Annotated in this window: 14 protein-coding genes; 2 read left to right on the plus strand and 12 right to left on the minus strand. The window is 37.5% G+C overall.

The window, feature by feature from the left end; genetic code table 11:
* Window positions 1-372: 372 nt before the first annotated feature.
* Window positions 373-954, plus strand: coding sequence for a hypothetical protein (locus ACZZZW_RS18935; protein ID WP_463495764.1), 582 nt, complete (start codon window positions 373-375; stop codon window positions 952-954).
* A gap of 51 nt (window positions 955-1,005) precedes the next feature.
* Here ACZZZW_RS18935 and ACZZZW_RS18940 read toward each other — a convergent pair whose 3' ends face one another.
* The 11 genes from ACZZZW_RS18940 to spt form a co-directional block, all read right to left on the minus strand.
* Window positions 1,006-1,932 carry a sugar phosphate isomerase/epimerase family protein gene (locus ACZZZW_RS18940; RefSeq protein WP_463495767.1) on the minus strand — a complete coding sequence of 309 codons (927 nt, stop codon included), beginning with the start codon at window positions 1,930-1,932 and terminating at the stop codon, window positions 1,006-1,008.
* Between the two features lie 264 nt (window positions 1,933-2,196).
* Window positions 2,197-3,141, minus strand: a complete 945-nt coding sequence (locus ACZZZW_RS18945; RefSeq protein WP_463495770.1) for a phosphatase PAP2 family protein — start codon at window positions 3,139-3,141, stop codon at window positions 2,197-2,199.
* A 1-nt stretch (window position 3,142) separates the two neighbouring features.
* Window positions 3,143-3,763, minus strand: coding sequence for a sterol desaturase family protein (locus tag ACZZZW_RS18950; protein ID WP_463495772.1), 621 nt, complete (start codon window positions 3,761-3,763; stop codon window positions 3,143-3,145).
* A 272-nt stretch (window positions 3,764-4,035) separates the two neighbouring features.
* Entirely contained in the window at window positions 4,036-5,325 is a 1,290-nt protein-coding gene (locus ACZZZW_RS18955; RefSeq protein WP_463495774.1) for a DUF4833 domain-containing protein, read from the minus strand.
* Between the two features lie 9 nt (window positions 5,326-5,334).
* Window positions 5,335-7,878, minus strand: a complete 2,544-nt coding sequence (locus ACZZZW_RS18960; RefSeq protein ID WP_463495776.1) for a DUF5686 and carboxypeptidase-like regulatory domain-containing protein — start codon at window positions 7,876-7,878, stop codon at window positions 5,335-5,337.
* Complete coding sequence (locus ACZZZW_RS18965) at window positions 7,879-8,253, minus strand: GtrA family protein (protein WP_463495779.1); 375 nt, start codon at window positions 8,251-8,253, stop codon at window positions 7,879-7,881.
* Window positions 8,254-8,257: 4 nt separating this feature from the next.
* Window positions 8,258-8,713 (minus strand): phosphatidylglycerophosphatase A family protein, encoded by a 456-nt coding sequence (locus ACZZZW_RS18970; RefSeq protein WP_463495781.1) that lies wholly within the window; start codon window positions 8,711-8,713, stop codon window positions 8,258-8,260.
* Entirely contained in the window at window positions 8,713-10,038 is a 1,326-nt protein-coding gene (locus ACZZZW_RS18975) for an inositol-3-phosphate synthase (RefSeq protein WP_055907251.1), read from the minus strand. Before ACZZZW_RS18975 ends, ACZZZW_RS18970 begins: the two co-directional genes overlap by 1 nt.
* Before the next feature lie 19 nt (window positions 10,039-10,057).
* Complete coding sequence (locus tag ACZZZW_RS18980) at window positions 10,058-11,047, minus strand: NAD-dependent epimerase/dehydratase family protein (RefSeq protein WP_463495785.1); 990 nt, start codon at window positions 11,045-11,047, stop codon at window positions 10,058-10,060.
* Window positions 11,044-12,165: a hypothetical protein gene (locus tag ACZZZW_RS18985; protein WP_463495788.1), complete on the minus strand. Its 1,122-nt coding sequence runs from the start codon at window positions 12,163-12,165 to the stop codon at window positions 11,044-11,046. Before ACZZZW_RS18985 ends, ACZZZW_RS18980 begins: the two co-directional genes overlap by 4 nt.
* 2 nt (window positions 12,166-12,167) lie before the next feature.
* Window positions 12,168-13,367, minus strand: a complete 1,200-nt coding sequence (spt, locus tag ACZZZW_RS18990) for a serine palmitoyltransferase (protein ID WP_463495791.1) — start codon at window positions 13,365-13,367, stop codon at window positions 12,168-12,170.
* Window positions 13,368-13,908: 541 nt separating this feature from the next.
* On the opposite strand from spt, the gene ACZZZW_RS18995 reads away from it, so the two are divergent.
* Entirely contained in the window at window positions 13,909-14,805 is an 897-nt protein-coding gene (locus ACZZZW_RS18995) for a helix-turn-helix domain-containing protein (protein WP_463495794.1), read from the plus strand.
* A gap of 276 nt (window positions 14,806-15,081) precedes the next feature.
* Here the strand turns inward: ACZZZW_RS18995 and ACZZZW_RS19000 are convergent, their stop codons facing one another.
* Window positions 15,082-16,074 carry a helix-turn-helix domain-containing protein gene (locus tag ACZZZW_RS19000; protein ID WP_463495796.1) on the minus strand — a complete coding sequence of 331 codons (993 nt, stop codon included), beginning with the start codon at window positions 16,072-16,074 and terminating at the stop codon, window positions 15,082-15,084.
* Between the last annotated feature and the right edge of the window lie 120 nt (window positions 16,075-16,194).

Genomic DNA, 16,194 nt, shown 5'->3' on the forward strand with positions numbered 1-16,194 from the left:
ATTTACATCACAAAAGTAGGACTGAATTATAAACCAAATATTAAGGTTGTGTTAATATCAGGATATTTAACACAGGCATTTAGATATACCAGAAATGAAGCAGGCGATACCTTAAAATTTGTTATCAAAATTTAAGCACTTAAAATCGCTTAACCTCTTTTTGCAGAATAGGTATTACAGGACCGGAAAAATAACGCATACAAGAGCTGGCTGACACTATAATTACAATTATAAGGGTATTATGAGGCAAAAAATGTGTAAAAATTAAATTGTTGATTTTTATCATCATTAAAATTTCAAAAATCGTTAAAATCTGTAGTATTAAAAATACACAAAGTTCCAAAATAGAAAATGAAATTTTATCTTTGTGCCATGAAAATTGCCAAACAAACGTTATTTATATTTCTTGTAATTACATCAATCTCTTCAACATCAATCCAGGTGTTGGCTCAAAACCTAAATAAACAAGATGTTTCTTTCGAAAATGTTGACAGAATAAATGGGAATCACATGATCGAAAGATTAGGTAACGAATTTATTAAGAACCGTAAAAAAGGAAAACTCTCTAAACCTGAGTATTTTATCAACAGAGAAAATTTAACCATCATTACCTTTAACGGCCTTGATTACCTTATAAAAAATAATCGCGTAATAGGCATACAAGGTTTAGCTTTATCTACGGAGGTACTTGCTCAAATTACGCAAAAACTGGTGTTGCTGGATAGTGCTCAATATAGCTATAGTGAAAAATCTGATAACGATTTTCAAAATGAAAGGTTATTCCTGCTTTCATTAAAAATGTTATCTACAACCACCAGAGACATCGCAGCACTTACAAAAACCAACAACCCATCTTTAAATCTTGAAACTAAAGTGGTTAAAATGCGTTTGCCAAATGTTGATAAATCTCAAGAAACATTAACCGCACAATCACTGGTACAATTGGCTAAATAATTTGCTGGCTAAAGCGGATTTTGTGATTTATGGAAAAAAGCAATTGCTAAATTACTGGTATCTTTTTCTCCAAACCTGCATCATATAAACATTTATTGCCCATTGATCGGCCACTGGAAGGTTGGTATATGGAATTGTTGGCATATAACTGGGTGGACCAAACTCGGTTAACATCGTAAGGATTTTCCCCTGCTGTTTTTTAATGGCCACTATTTTATCCCACCATTTAAAATGGGCATCTACTGCCTCCTTCCATTCCGGAGCCCTCGGATCACTTACCTGTGGTCCTTCCGCATGGCCAACCCTTGAGTGTACGTGGTCTGTTCTGGAAATGGCGAGTGCAACTGTTTCGGGTTGATCTTCTAAAAGGCTTTCGCTTACGTTACACCAGTGAGAAATATCAAGCGTAAGTCTTAAATCAGGCTTTTCTTTTAAATACGGTAAAGATGCCGGTGCCGAATACAGCATCCTGGATCTATGGGTTTCATGATAAATCGGAACACCGCTTTCTTTAGCATACTGTACAGTAAAATCAATAAATCTTTTATTTTCTTCGAAAGTGAAAAAGTCTTTGCCCGAATGAACATTGATATAAAGTGGTTTTTGCGCTTTATTTTCTGCAGCTTCTTTTAATACTTTTTTAAATGTTGTAAAATGTGTACCGAACTGGGGTTCATCTCCTCGGCAAAGGAAACCAACTGCTAACTGATGTTCTTTTAAGGCCTTAAATAATTCATCTGCAGTTTCTGCCGACCATAAAATTTCTATTCCATCGTAACCATCCTTTTTTGCTTTTTTGCAAAAATCAGATACAGAGCCGTTAAATCCCCAATATGGTGCCATAATGAGTAAAGCAAATCCATTTGATGTTTTTACCGGTTCAATATCAGGTGAACTGAATGTATCTGTTGGGGTTAAAAATAAAGCAGACGTTAAGGCTAGGCTTCCTCCGATAAAATTCCGTCGGTTGTATTTCATGTTCATGCAGGGTTTGAGCACTCAATTTACAACTTTTTAATACCCCGCATAAAAAAATTTGGTTCAATTGATAATTTTAACTCCAATTAATTAAAGTGGTTTTCAATTCGCTACCATTAACTAACCCCCAAAGAGCGTTCAAAATTTCGAAGTACAGCCTGCGCCAATTATTGTGGGAAGCAATCTAAATTCGATCATTGGAAGATTGCTCATCGGGCAGAAAAAGCATCTTTACAATGACGATTTATCGCTACTTCTGTGATCTTAGTGCCTCGCTAGTACTTTAACATAATACCCAATAAACTCCCTTAATCTGGTTTGTTTAACCAGGTAGTTAAAACTAATAATCCCAATTACAGCGCAACTTATTCCAGCTAAAACATCAAGGCAGTAATGGTGACTGGTATATACAGCAGAAAACCAGATGCCGATCATCACTATCAAAAAGAAAATATTAATTTTTCCAAGCTTGTTCTTTAACCCATAATATACCACAATTACCGGATATGATGAATGCAGCGAGGGCATAGCTGCGAAAACGTTAGAGCCTTTGCTGTAAATCCCTTGAAAAAGGGTAATATTAAAATAATGATCAAACCTGGCCAAGCCTGCTGTATTGCCTGCAGTTTTGGCAACAAATGTAAAGCCATGCTCCTGAATATACCAAGGGGGTGCTGCCGGAAAAGCATAATAAACCACGAAACCCAACAAATTTACCCAAACAAAAGTGAGTGAGAACCGTACAAACTGTTCCTTATTTTTAAAGAAAAGGTAAGTGGCAAAAGCAAGGGGTACGGGCACCCACATCAGGTAGAAAATGCCTGTTAATACATCCAAAAATGAATTGCTGTTCAGTTTCCAATACTCATTGGGCGTAAGTGTTAGGCCATGTTGATGTATGCTAAATATATTTTTTTCCATTTCGTATAAATCTTTAATGTGAACTACATTAAAAAGATAGTTAGGAAATGCTTTCATATAATCGAAAAGAATCCAGTATACGATGAAAATCGAAAAGCCCAGTATAAAGCGACGGGTACCTTCAGAAAGGTAAAAAAGACTGTTAAAAATAAAAATCAATACGAGTTGATCGGTTTTAAAGCCGACCAGAAATGCTGATAACAATAGATACCCAACAGATATAGCAACTGTTAGATAAACATTGCGAATGGTATAAAAATTGTTTTTGAGCAAAATCTCTTGCTGCATATTATTTTTTATCAAAGTTAGATCTAAAAATATGATCCCAGAAAGTCCAGCTTACCCCATAGCCTTTTGTCGAATCAGAATAATGGTGAAGCATATGGTGTTGTTTTAACTGTTTCCAGAAACCGCTTTTAAAATTGGCGTGGTGAAGCGCATAATGCACCATATCGTAAAATAAATAGCCAATCATAAAGCCGGAGAAAAACGGATAAACCATCGTTTCTGGCAATAACCAATCGAAAAGAAAATAAAAGCCCAAAGCCATAGGGATACTGGCCGAAGGTGGCATTACCGATCTTTTGGCATCATTGGGATAATCGTGGTGTACGCCGTGGAAAATAAAATGGATCTTTTTACCCCATTCTACATCAGGTTCGAAATGGAAAACATAACGGTGCAGGATGTATTCGGTGATGGTCCAGATGGCCAAACCGAGCAGAAACCAACCCGCAAAAATTAAGACAGGCATTTGTAATTCGCCAAGTGCTTTCCAAAAAAGGAAGGCAATTACAGGGATATAAACAACCAATGGTACGTAAAACCGCACTTTCGACAGGCTTTCTAAAAAGTCGTTTTTAAACATCCTGATGGATGCAGTTGAATTAGATACAAAATTCTTTTTCATTTGATAAAATTATTTTTTGTCTTCTCCTACGCTTGGACTGACATTCAACTCTATTTATGTTCGGTCTTCACCTCGACTGAAGTTTGCAGATTTTTCATTGGTAGCGGAATTGAGAGATCTATCTAGTTAGATTTCCCGGCTCCGTTGCACCGATAGCTATCGGGTCTGCTCGAAATTACGATTCAAGAGAGATTGCTTCGTCGGCTGAAAAAGCCTTCTCGCAATGACGGATTGGGTGGGAACGCCACCCGCAAAACGCTCAACACCCTCCGCTAAACCTTAATCCGCTCTACCAACACTTTTGACGGTTCTGAAGCATCAAACCCTTTTATTTCTACATATTTTACATTCGGAAACCAAAATGTACCTCCTTCAATGCGAAGAAATATGCGCTCTACCTGCATTTTTTTATTGTTAATGGTGGCAAATACATGGTACTTTTTATCTGCACCTAATTTATTGAGGTACATTGGTAACTTTTTGTGCGAGGTAAATCGAAGCTCAAACTGGCCATTGCCCAAATCTTTACTAATAATTCCGTAGGCAAATTTCCGCTGGATATAACTTAAATCTTTCTTCTCTCCATTGTCACCATACCGCATCCAAAATACATTAACGGGTTGGTTTTTATCCACTACACCGCGTTTATCTACATTTAACTGGCAGATAATGGTATTTGTATTCGGATCGCGCTGTAAATAAAACAACTGGTTATTGATGCCATTCGGTGTAGGAAAAGTAATTGGAGAAGGATCTGCCCCCTGTGCATTTGCATTGAAAGATAACCCAAGGCTTAAACTTCCCATCAATACCAAACCAGCAACCAGGGCCGCCCTGTTATTGCCTTTACGCTCGTTATACTCCTGCGCCTCTAAGCCTCTCTTAGCATCTTGCAAACGTTTTACAGCGGTAATATTTGTTAATACCGCCATTAAGGTAATGGGCATGGTAAAAATAGACATCGTTTCGAACACATGGAATGAAATACCCGGCATATACACCTTATAATCGCCGCCAATAAAATGCCCTGCAACACCACAGGCAATGGCAAATACACCAATAGTAACTACCCTTTCTGGCCGTTGCATTAAACCGCCCTTACACTCTACCCCTAAACCTTCGGCCCTGGCACGGGTGTAACTCACCATCATTGAGCCAATTAGTGCAATAAAAGCAAACAGGGAACTTAAGAAATAATGATGCGCCACCAGGTAATAACAAATGCCCAAAAACATAATCATTTCGCTATAACGATCAAGAACGGAATCGAACAGGGCACCAAACTTGGAACTCATGTTTCCTAACCGGGCTACCTGGCCATCGAGCATATCAAAAAGGCCTGCAAAGAGTACCAATGCTCCTCCCCAACCGATGTACGACATATCGCCACGGTTTGATTTTTCGGCACCAAGTACAAAAATAACCGCCACCCCAATATTCAGAATTAAGCCAATTAAGGTTACCATATTTGGTGTTAAGCCAATCTTAATTAACCCTTTAACAAAAGGATTAATTACCTTGTAGATGCCTTGCTGCAGTCTGTCGCGCAATTTAGTTTCCATAACTTTTTATTAAAAATCGAATTTAACCCTTGCCCTTATTCCCCATTCCGAAACTTCTGGATTGTTGAGGTAATTGAAACGCTTTACCAAATCAACCCTTAATAATTTAAAAATGTTTCCTATGCCAACGCTTCCTTCCATGTAAGGTTCGTTACCTAAAGCATAAGTTCTTTGTGCACCGTTTTCATAAATGGGAAGCTGATATAATCCGCTTTGAAAATTTGGATTATTTTCATTCCGTAAACCACCATACAATGCTTTGAATGATACCACTTCTCTTAATTTTAAACGTTTTATTAAAGGCACCTTATTAAAAAAGAAGCCGTTAAAGTTGTGATCGATATTAATGCTTACATAATGATCGCTCACAAACTCTAAAAAGTTCATCAGGTTATATGAGTTGAGCTGATAAGCATAGGTTTGATTGGCGCGGTGTATATCCAACAATGGAAAAGGCACTTTGCCGGCAATATAACCGCCTTCAAAAGTTACATCGCTATAACCCAACTGCGATAAATAAAAGCGTTTATCAATGCTACCCATAATATTATGGTAGTTGTATTCGCCACCCAATACTCCTTTTAAACCTGCGGTATAGCGCAAATTAAATACCGGATAACGATCGGCAATGGGCACCCGGTAAATTTTTCCCTGGTAAAACTTTTCATTTGGTGCATACCTTAATTGTAAGGAAACTTCGCTTGTGGTTAACCTGTTAACGAATTGATTATTGGAATTGATGTAATTAAGTCCACCTGCTGGTGTTTGACTCCATTTTTTAAAGCCAAGATTGTAAGAAAAATGATTTTCGAATTCCTTTACATAATCTAAACGGTAAAAATCGTTGTACAGCAACATATCGTTAACCCCTCTTTTAAAGGATAGTAAAAAGTTATCTTCCTGTACAAACTGTAGCTCCTGCCCTGGTATTTTCGTATCGCGCTGAAAACTTGCCCTTATATAATTCTGAGGAAATTCATAGATCGATTTGTTATTTAGCGAATAGGTTGCCGATAGGAAAAACTTCCATTTTTCATCCTTTATGCCATAAGCCAGATAGTTTTCGAAATAATATCGTTTGCTCAGCTCTGGTGTGGTTCTTCCGCCAACACGCAACCTTAAACCTTCTACGTTATTAAAACTGTAAAAGGTATTTACCGGTCCGATTTCGTAGGGTCCTAAATTCTGATAACCTGCAAATAAAAGGGTGACAATTTTCATTGTGCGTTTAACCGACGGCAGGTTTTGCAGGGTATCTATATTGCCATAAATTTTTAACTGATCTTTCGAAATCGTATCCAAACGGTTCTTTTCCCAAAATTTATCGTCCCTCTTGCCTGCATCGGCCAGTACAACAGTACTTTTACCCTCAAATATGGTATCAGGTAATACGGTATCGAACTGATAATTTTTAAAAGTAACCGTTCGCTCTCCTGTAAAGCCTATGCCTTTGGTTTTACCTATACCAAAATCAGCCAATAGGTTGCTTTTACTCAGGCTGTATTTTCCTTTGTCATTTGCTTCAAAATTAAGGTCGATTTTTAGTGAGCGTACAAAGTTGAGGTTAATGTTTTTGTTTACCCCAAATGAAGCACCGGTAACGGCATAATGACTATCATTGGTTACATATATTTTGCCCTCAAACAACATATCATTCGTATTACGGGGCGTAAAAGAAAGCTCAATGATCTGAGGTTTTTGATTTTTCAGTGTATCGGTGATAAAAAACTTGTAAAAAGCTGGCGCACCATCCGAAATGGGACTTAAAAACTCGTTACTGATAACCGAAATGTTGTTCTTGTAAATATCGATATCCTGATACATCCGGTCGAAATAAGTTTTCATTCCCTTATTATCAATGTATCTACTGTCGAAGTTTACCTGTTTCTCGGCAATTACAATGGTTTTATTTTTTTCAGGATTTTTACTGAGGTAACTATCAGAAAGTTTCTCCTGGATATATACCGGCAACAGATTTTTTCCACCAATTAAAGTCGAATCCTGTTCCTGAAACAAAAACTGGTAATTGCGGAACATTTTTTTGTTTTTAAACTTATCCGAAACGTTGCTTAGCGAAAACAACATCTTTTCGTATTGCCTGTACGATGCCGTGTTGTAACTTTTTATGCGGTTTTCTTCCTTATGGGCAATTACCTGGCGGATAAGTTCTACCGCTGGATTATCTTTATTGCGGTATTTTATTTTTTTGCCTCCAACAATGATTACTTCATCTAAAGCTTTGGCATCAGGCACAAGGGCCACATCAGATTCTTGAGTTTTACCTGGCAGAATATTTTTATAAACTGTACGGTACCCTACATAATTAAAACTGATTTCGCTTTGCGGATTTGGCGAAACCAGGGTATACTTCCCGTTTACATCTGTTTGTGTACCAATCTGGGTATCTTTAAAAAAAACAGAAACATTTGATAAAGTTTCTTTGGTTACGGCATCGCGTACGGTACCCGAAACTGCGGTGCGTTGAGCAAAAGCGTTTACCTGCAGGATAAAACTGAGCGCTACAGTGAGAAAAAACGAATAGTTGGGTTTCATTTAACTTGAAAAAATAAACTGCTTTTGCATGATATAATTGTAGCTTATGCCCGTTAAAACAGAGCTAAAAACTTTGGCGAGTACGTAATTGAGGTTAAAATAGTGGGTAAAAACAAATACACCGGTTGTAACAATGGCCAAATTGCCCGCCCATACCAAAATGTATTTTAATATTTGCCATTTAATAGCTTTAGACTGGCTTTCGAAAACCCATTTGCGGTTTATGGAGAAATTGACTACCCCACCGCAAACGGTTCCGGTTATGCTTGCTGCGAGGTACCACCAACTTAAAAGATTTACAGCCATAACCGTTACGCCAAAATCAATTGCTGAAGCGATTAATGAAGAACCCTGTGCCTTTAAAAAAGTAAACATGGTATTAAAAGAGTGCTAAAACAACAACAAGCTGGAGAACCACATTGGCATAAATGCCAGCCAATATATCATCAGCCATTACACCCCAGCCACCTGGCAATTCTTCCATTTTGCGGATATAAAAAGGTTTAAGGATATCAAAAAACCTAAAAAGTATCAATCCGATAAGCGTGTATTGCCACTTTAATGGTACAAATAACAGCGTAATGCACATTCCGGCCACTTCATCAATTACCACTTTTTGATGGTCTTTTCCCCAAATTTCTTCGACCCGATCTCCACTCATTATGCCCAGCATTATAATTAATATGGTGATTAATACAGGCCATAAGTAGGGGTTGCTATAAGGGCTCTGGGTAAGGTGCCAGCAGATACAGGTTGCTATTGCAGCATAAGTACCAGCACCTTTGCCGATATAACCTATTCCCAGAGCCGTTGAAAGAAATTTGTGGATAAACACTATACGGTTTCTATCAGTTCTTCTTCGTAATCCTGACCTAAATGGGTAATCAATTCTTCGCCCATGATGTAACGCAAGGTATTTTGAAGTTTCATTAACTGTTTAAAAATATCGTTTTCTGCAGGTACACCTGGTATCGTTTGTGGCGATTTAAGGTAGAATGATAACCATTCCTGAATGCCCGACATATTTGAACGTTTAGCCAAATCGATAAACAAGGCAAGATCCAACACAATTGGTGCAGCTAAAATAGAATCGCGGCAAAGGAAATTGATTTTAATCTGCATTTTATAACCTAACCAACCGAAAATATCGATGTTATCCCAGCTTTCTTTGTTATCACCGTGAGGCGGATAATAGTTGATCCTGATTTTGTGGTACATTTCTCCATATAAATCCGGGTTAACATCTGGTTTGAATATATCTTCCAGTACGCCTAGTTTAGATACTTCTTTTGTTTTAAAGTTATCCGGATCATCCAATACCAAACCATCACGGTTACCTAAAATATTATCAGAAAACCAACCATTTACACCTAAAGAGCGTGCAGCCAAACCTGGGGCTAAAATGGTTTTCATTAAAGTTTGTCCGGTTTTAAAATCTTTACCGGCAATTGGTGTATTGGTTTCTTTAGCCAGTTCGATTAATGCAGGAATATCTACCGTTAAATTTGGCGCACCATTGGCAAACGGAATACCCAATTTTAAAGCAGCATAAGCATAAATCATACTCGGTGCAATGCGTGGGTCGTTATCTCTTAAACCTTGCTCAAATGCAGCAAGCGATTCATGCACTTCAGATGCTTCGAAATAAATTTCAGTAGAACCGCACCATACCAAAACAATACGATCGCAGTTGTTTTCTGCCTTAAAGTTTTTAATATCTTCCATTACGGCTAAAGCCAGTTCGTAACGGTTATCAATATCTTTTACGTATTTGCCATCAAGGTTTTTTACATAATTTCTATCAAAAGCTGCACGCATTGGTTTAATGGCCTGCAATTCTTCACGCACATCGCGCAAAAGGTTTGCATCGAGTACACGGGCATTTAATGCTGCTTCGTAAACGTTATCTTCGTAAACATCCCAGCCACCAAATACTAAATCTTCCAAACCTGCCAAAGGCACAAAATCTTTAATTTTTGGTTGTTTATTTTCAGTTCTTTTACCTAAACGGATTGTTCCCATCTGGGTTAACGAACCAATAGGCTTAGATATCCCTTTTTTAATTGCAGCAACTCCGGCAATCATGGTTGTTGCTACAGCGCCAAGTCCTGGCATTAATATACCCAACTTGCCTTCAGCTGCTTTTACTTGTTGTTTCATTCTATTTTTATTTAAAATCTTATAACCAATTGTTTTTACGGTACCAGTTTATCGTTTCATTAAGACCTTGCTCAAGCCCGAATTGAGGTGTAAAGCCAAAGTCTTTCTGGATATTTTTTATGTCGCAACCCCAGTTCAGGGCTGTGAGTTCTTTAATTTTATCTACGTTTAAGGCCGGAATTTTATTAAATATGCTGTATACACGTTCCATAGACCATGCTAAGCCTTTAATAAGTGGCACAGGTACATTAACAGTCAGCGTTTTTTTGCCAAGTGCTTTACTTACATAATTTGCGAGCGATGAGCGGCTATATACAGCTCCATCTGAAATATTGTAGCTTTTGCCAACCACATCAGAGGCCAATGCGTTAACAATGATATTGGCCAGATCTGTTGCATACACAAAACTAAGTTCTTGTTCCTGTTTGCCGATGTAAAGCTCCAGACCAGCTTTTATGGTTTTAATGAGGATAAAAATATCTTTTTCCCGTGGACCATAAACCGCAGTAGGCCTGAATATAATTAAGGGCAGATTTGGTACCTGAGCCAGGTAAGTTTCTGCAAGTGCCTTGCTGATGCCATAATTGGTTACCGGATGTGATGCACTTTTATCAGTTAACCGTTCGCTTTTTTTATTTAAAGGCCCCAATGCAGCCAAACTGCTGATGAATACAAATTTTTTAATAAGGTGTGTTGCTTTTGAAGCCGCTACAGCAAGGTTTCGGGTATAAATAGCATTTACCTGATTGTAATCATCCAGTTTTTTTGCTTTGGTAACCGCAGCAGCATGCACGATATAATCATACTTTCTATCTTCAATATTCTCTTTTAACAGGTATATCGAAGAAAGATCGAGATCTACATAGTTGATCGGAAAATCTTTTAAATGCGTTGCGTTAGCAGATTGGCGAACGTTTGCATAAACTTCCAAATTGTTGGCCAAAGCAGATTTAATCAGGTGATAGCCCACAAATCCCGTTGCTCCTGTTATCAACACACGCTTTTTCATATCGCTTTTTCCAAAATCCTGTATTTTCGGTACAGTTTGCCACCTATATCTTCAATAGGCTTATTAATCATGTCGTTATGGTCCAAAGTCCAGCTGGCTTCAGCATATTTCATGTTTTTCGCCTTAAAATGTTTAATGATACGACCATACAAGCAGGCTTCGATACCCATTTTACGGTAGCCATCTACTACACCAAGCAATAAAATACGGATGCCGTCTATTTTCTTTTTATTGGCTAATAGTTTAATCAACCCTGTAGGAAATAATCTGCCGCGTTTAATCTTGATCAAGATCTGGTTGATATCGGGAATGGCCAAAGCAAAGCCTACAATTTTACCATGCTGTTCGGCAAGAATACAAAACTCAGGATCGAGGATCATTTTGAGATCGTTTGCTGTATAATCGAATTCTTTATCCGTCATCGGTACAAAACCCAGGTTTTTATCCCACGCTTTATTGTACACCTCTCTTACAGCATTACATTCTTCCTTAAATTTCTTCATGTTGATTTTGCGCAACACAATATCATTCCGGAGTAAACGCTCTTCTATCCTATCAAGCAGTTTAACTGATCGTTCACTGTAATTACCTGCAGTGTAACGGTAAGCCCTTAAATCAACATTTTTTTGAAATCCAATCTGTTCCAAAAGCGGCAAATAATACTGCGGATTGTATGGCATCATAGCTACTGGAGGTCCATCGAAACCTTCAATCAATAATCCGCATACCTCATTGGTAGAGAAATTTACCGGTCCTAAAACCTTTGTAAGCCCTTTTTCCAAAAGCCAGTCTTGTGCTGCTTTTAACAGTTGTTGGGCAGCATCCACATCGTTTATACAGTCGAAAAAGCCAAAAAAACCATCTTGTCCGCCGTAAACCTTATTGTGGTTGGTATTATTTATTGCGGCAATTCTGCCTATTATCGTGCCATCATTGTACAGCAAAAAAAGCTGTATTTCAGAATGTTCGTAAAAAGGGTGTTTGCCTGGGGTAAGCAGATCGCGCTGGGCAATAAAAAGTTCTGGTACGTAATTTACATCGCCCGCATAAAGTTCATGTGGAAAATCGACAAATGCGGCCAATGCTTTTTTACCTGAAACTTTTATAAGTTCTCTCATGATTAGCTTCCTACTAATTCTACGTTAACGGCCTTAAAAGCTGCACTTAATTTTTCTATAGCCGATTCGATCTGATCGAAGCTGTGTGTGGCCATTAAAGAAAACCTGATTAATGATGAATCTGAAGGAACCGCAGGAGAAACCACAGGATTTACAAATACCCCATTCTGTTGCAGGATATTGGTTATCATAAAGGTTTTGATGTTATCGCGGATGTAAACCGGAATAATCGGACTGTTGCTATGCCCGATATCGAAACCAGCTTCGATTAAAAGTTTTTTTGCATACTCGGTATTGGCCCAAAGTTTATCGATGCGCTCTGGCTCCGATTCTATAATATCAAGGGCTGCAATAACACTCGCTACAGCCGATGGAGGCATACTTGCGCTAAACATTAACGATCTGGCGCGGTGTTTAATGTATTCGATAGTTTCGGTACTGCCCGCAATAAAACCGCCTAATGAGGCCAGCGATTTACTGAACGTGCCCATAATCAAATCTATATCATCGGTAAGGTTGAAATGTGAAGCGGTTCCTGATCCGTTAAAGCCAATTACCCCTAAACTGTGCGCATCATCCATCATAATATTTGCACCAAATTCATTGGCTATTTCTACCATTTCGGGCAAATTAACCAGATCACCTTCCATACTGAAAATACCATCAGATACAATCAATTTAGCTGCATCTTCTGGCAAACGGCTTATTTTGCGGCGCAGATCCTGCATATCGTTATGTGCATATTTAATGGTGCGTGCAAAAGCCAAGCGACTACCATCAATAATTGAAGCATGATCGTATTCATCAAGCAACAAATAATCGTTACGATCCAACAAACAGGATATTACCCCTAAATTTACCTGAAAGCCTGTACTAAAAAGCACAGCAGCCTCTTTACCAACATAATCGGCAAGGCGTTTTTCCAGTTCGAGGTGAATATCAAGTGATCCGTTTAAAAACCTTGAGCCGGCACAACCTGTACCATATTTTTCGATGGCTGCTTTTGCTGCTTCCTTTATTTTGGGATGATTGGTAAGCCCTAAATAAGAGTTTGAACCAAACATCAATACCTTTTTCCCGTCGATTACTACCTCGGTATCCTGAGCAGATTCTATCGACCTGAAATAAGGATATAATCCCTTTTCCTTTATCATAGCTGCATCCTTAAAAGAGGCAATTCTATCTTGTAATTTTTTACGCATACTGAACGCTATTGTTCTTCAGTTTTTAAAACCCTGTTCTGAAAGTTTGGCCTGCACCTGTAACTATATGTTGATACCGAAATCAACCCTGTAGATTAAGGTTGCATTAACCATACGATTTGATAACACAATTTTAACGCGGAATTGAAGCGAAAAAAAGGTTCAAATGTGGGATATATTGGTCAAAATGTAGGATTGGCAAAATGTGACATTCAAATGAATTGACCAATTGACAATCTGACTTTTATTATAAAATAGTAAAAAAATAAAAACCAGTCAAAAATTCGTTTAAAACAACATAATATACTGTAATAAAGCACGATACAGAAAAAGTGTTTATTAATCAAAAACTCAAAAATCAATCACGAATTAGTCATTTTAAAAAAAAATACTTGCAAAATTGATCTCGAATATTACATTTGCCATTACAAAATCCGACAGATAAAAGGGCAAAATCCATCAAAAAGAAGATGGCTGGAATTGGTGTGTAAAAGATGATCGTATCTGTTAAGAAATTATTAAAAAACCGCTGAACGATTTTATGCAACAACAGTTACTTAATAAAACTTTTTCAGAAATAAACCACGAGGAAGCGCTGTCTTTAAATGATGGATTGATGGCCAAAATCCACAACAGCAACGATTTAAATTATTGCAGTTCTGAACCTTTCCGCGTATCCAGTTATGCCTTGATCCTGATCACAAAAGGTAAGCTGAACATTAAGATTAATTTTGTGGATCATGTACTTAATCACCGTGATATTTTATTGGTTTTGCCACATTCTGTTTACGAAATTACCGATAATAGCAGCGTTTCATTTATCAGCATCCACTTCAATAAAAGTTACTTAAAAAACAAGGGCGTATTCTTTAATAGCGGCGAAACTTATCGAATGTCGCAGGATAGCCAATCGCATAAATTTTCACTATCTAAAGAGGAATATACTTTTATCTATTATGATATGCTGGCATTGCACAAAAAACTTAATGTGCCTAAAGATATGCCGAAGATTCAAAATATTGTACATAACAGCTTTTTGGAGCTTGTTTATGATATATTTCTATTAAAAAACAAGCAGAAAGAGACTTCTCCATTTGTGCATAATAGCCAAACAGAGCTCACAAACCGTTTTTTGGCCTTGGTATCGGAAAATTTTAAAGAGGAAAAACGGGTAATTTTTTATGCAAATTGCCTGCGGATTACGCCAAGACATTTATCGCAGGTGGTTAAACAGGTTACAGACCGGACAGCAGGGGAAATTATCGACGAAATGGTAATCAGGGAAGCTAAATTACTGTTAACGAGTCATGTTATGAATATTTCAGAAGTTGCCAATGAACTCTGTTTTAGTAATTCTTCGTTTTTTGGCAAGTATTTTAAAAAGCAAACAGGAATCACTCCTTCTGAATATAAAATGACGAATAATATAGCGGTGTAAAAGGAAGGGTTATAACGGTCCGCATTAAGATTAGTTGCGCTGAGCACTACGTGGTTGCTGGATAGGTTAATGAAGTAACCATAATCCAACTGGCGCACTAGGATTCCAGCATGCGCGAGAATGACGATCGGGTTAGAAAAGCAAATACTAAAGTAAAAGAACACCCCGCCCTGCGGACACCTCTCTGAAAGAGGGGAATTAATTCAAATCGTAAATTTAATTTTTAGATATTGGGTGTAGTATCAATCCATTACAGAGATAACCTTATATATTGAGTTAAGAATGGCAATATTTCCCTGGTGATGTTGCAAATTTTTTCCTGAAAGCGTTGCTAAAATGCTGTACAGAAGAATACCCCATTTCAAAAGCAACAGATTTTATCGGCGTACCCTCACTTAATAAAGTTTTTGCAAAATTTAACCTGTAATCGCTTAAGTAACCGAAAATGCTGTTATCAAACAGGCTTTTAAACCCTTGTTTAAGTTTAAATTCATTAATACCACAAATTTTAGCGAGTTCAGCAACTGATGGTGGTTGATCAATGTGTTCAATTAAATAATCCCGAGCGTAAAACAAACAATCTCTTTCATATGTGGCCAATAAAGGTTGTTTCTTTTTCAATGTGTTTGCTTCAAAAGCATTAGCTTGCAATACAAGCAATTCGATACATTTTGATTCAAGAAACATGAGTTTTAATCCTCCTGAATACTTACAATTTAGTATTTCGGATATACAATTTTGCATTGCCCACGAAATGGGAAGATTATCTTCTGCGAGTTGGGCATAATGACCTGAATCCATATGTTCGGCTAAAACCTGCAGCGTTCTGCAAGAATTTTCAGCAAGCTGCAAAAATTTCTCTTTTGAAAAATGTACTTCAAAAAAACGATAGTTGCTTCCGGTATCATATTCACCGGTACCATCCAACTCAGGCATATAAATTATATTGTGCTGGTTGGAATTAAAAATATACTTCTGATTGTTAACCTTATTAAATATTGTTCCCTTACCGGATAGGGTAAAGCGCAATTTTATCATATCAGGAACATCATAAGTTGGCCTGAAGTACATATAATGCTGTTTAAAAAGAATGTCGCCATAAACGATATAAATATCTGGTGTATTAATCTGAACGAGCTCTGCATCACTAAATGAAAAACTGTATTTCTCTTTCCGTTCAGTTACCAATTGTTCCTCTACCGGAAAATCATCAAAACTGCCCCCTACCTTTTTCCAGCTCCCGTAATCCTTACCAACATTGATTCCCATAATGACAATTATCATAAAAAAAACGGAACTATTATAAATCGGTTATCAACAATTCTATTTTTTGTAAAAGAAAATCCCTTTTGTGTAAATACATAAAATGGGCATTATCCACCTTTGCCG

The organism is Pedobacter sp. AC379, assembly GCF_979258145.1.

Bases quoted from the DNA above. Each gene is read 5' to 3' on its own strand.
- ACZZZW_RS18935 (WP_463495764.1), top strand. From the start codon at position 373: ATGAAAATTGCCAAACAAACGTTATTTATATTTCTTGTAATTACATCA.
- ACZZZW_RS18940 (WP_463495767.1), bottom strand. From the start codon at position 1,932: ATGAAATACAACCGACGGAATTTTATCGGAGGAAGCCTAGCCTTAACG.
- ACZZZW_RS18945 (WP_463495770.1), bottom strand. From the start codon at position 3,141: ATGCAGCAAGAGATTTTGCTCAAAAACAATTTTTATACCATTCGCAAT.
- ACZZZW_RS18950 (WP_463495772.1), bottom strand. From the start codon at position 3,763: ATGAAAAAGAATTTTGTATCTAATTCAACTGCATCCATCAGGATGTTT.
- ACZZZW_RS18955 (WP_463495774.1), bottom strand. From the start codon at position 5,325: ATGGAAACTAAATTGCGCGACAGACTGCAGCAAGGCATCTACAAGGTA.
- ACZZZW_RS18960 (WP_463495776.1), bottom strand. From the start codon at position 7,878: ATGAAACCCAACTATTCGTTTTTTCTCACTGTAGCGCTCAGTTTTATC.
- ACZZZW_RS18965 (WP_463495779.1), bottom strand. From the start codon at position 8,253: ATGTTTACTTTTTTAAAGGCACAGGGTTCTTCATTAATCGCTTCAGCA.
- ACZZZW_RS18975 (WP_055907251.1), bottom strand. From the start codon at position 10,038: ATGAAACAACAAGTAAAAGCAGCTGAAGGCAAGTTGGGTATATTAATG.
- ACZZZW_RS18980 (WP_463495785.1), bottom strand. From the start codon at position 11,047: ATGAAAAAGCGTGTGTTGATAACAGGAGCAACGGGATTTGTGGGCTAT.
- ACZZZW_RS18985 (WP_463495788.1), bottom strand. From the start codon at position 12,165: ATGAGAGAACTTATAAAAGTTTCAGGTAAAAAAGCATTGGCCGCATTT.
- spt (WP_463495791.1), bottom strand. From the start codon at position 13,367: ATGCGTAAAAAATTACAAGATAGAATTGCCTCTTTTAAGGATGCAGCT.
- ACZZZW_RS18995 (WP_463495794.1), top strand. From the start codon at position 13,909: ATGCAACAACAGTTACTTAATAAAACTTTTTCAGAAATAAACCACGAG.
- ACZZZW_RS19000 (WP_463495796.1), bottom strand. From the start codon at position 16,074: ATGGGAATCAATGTTGGTAAGGATTACGGGAGCTGGAAAAAGGTAGGG.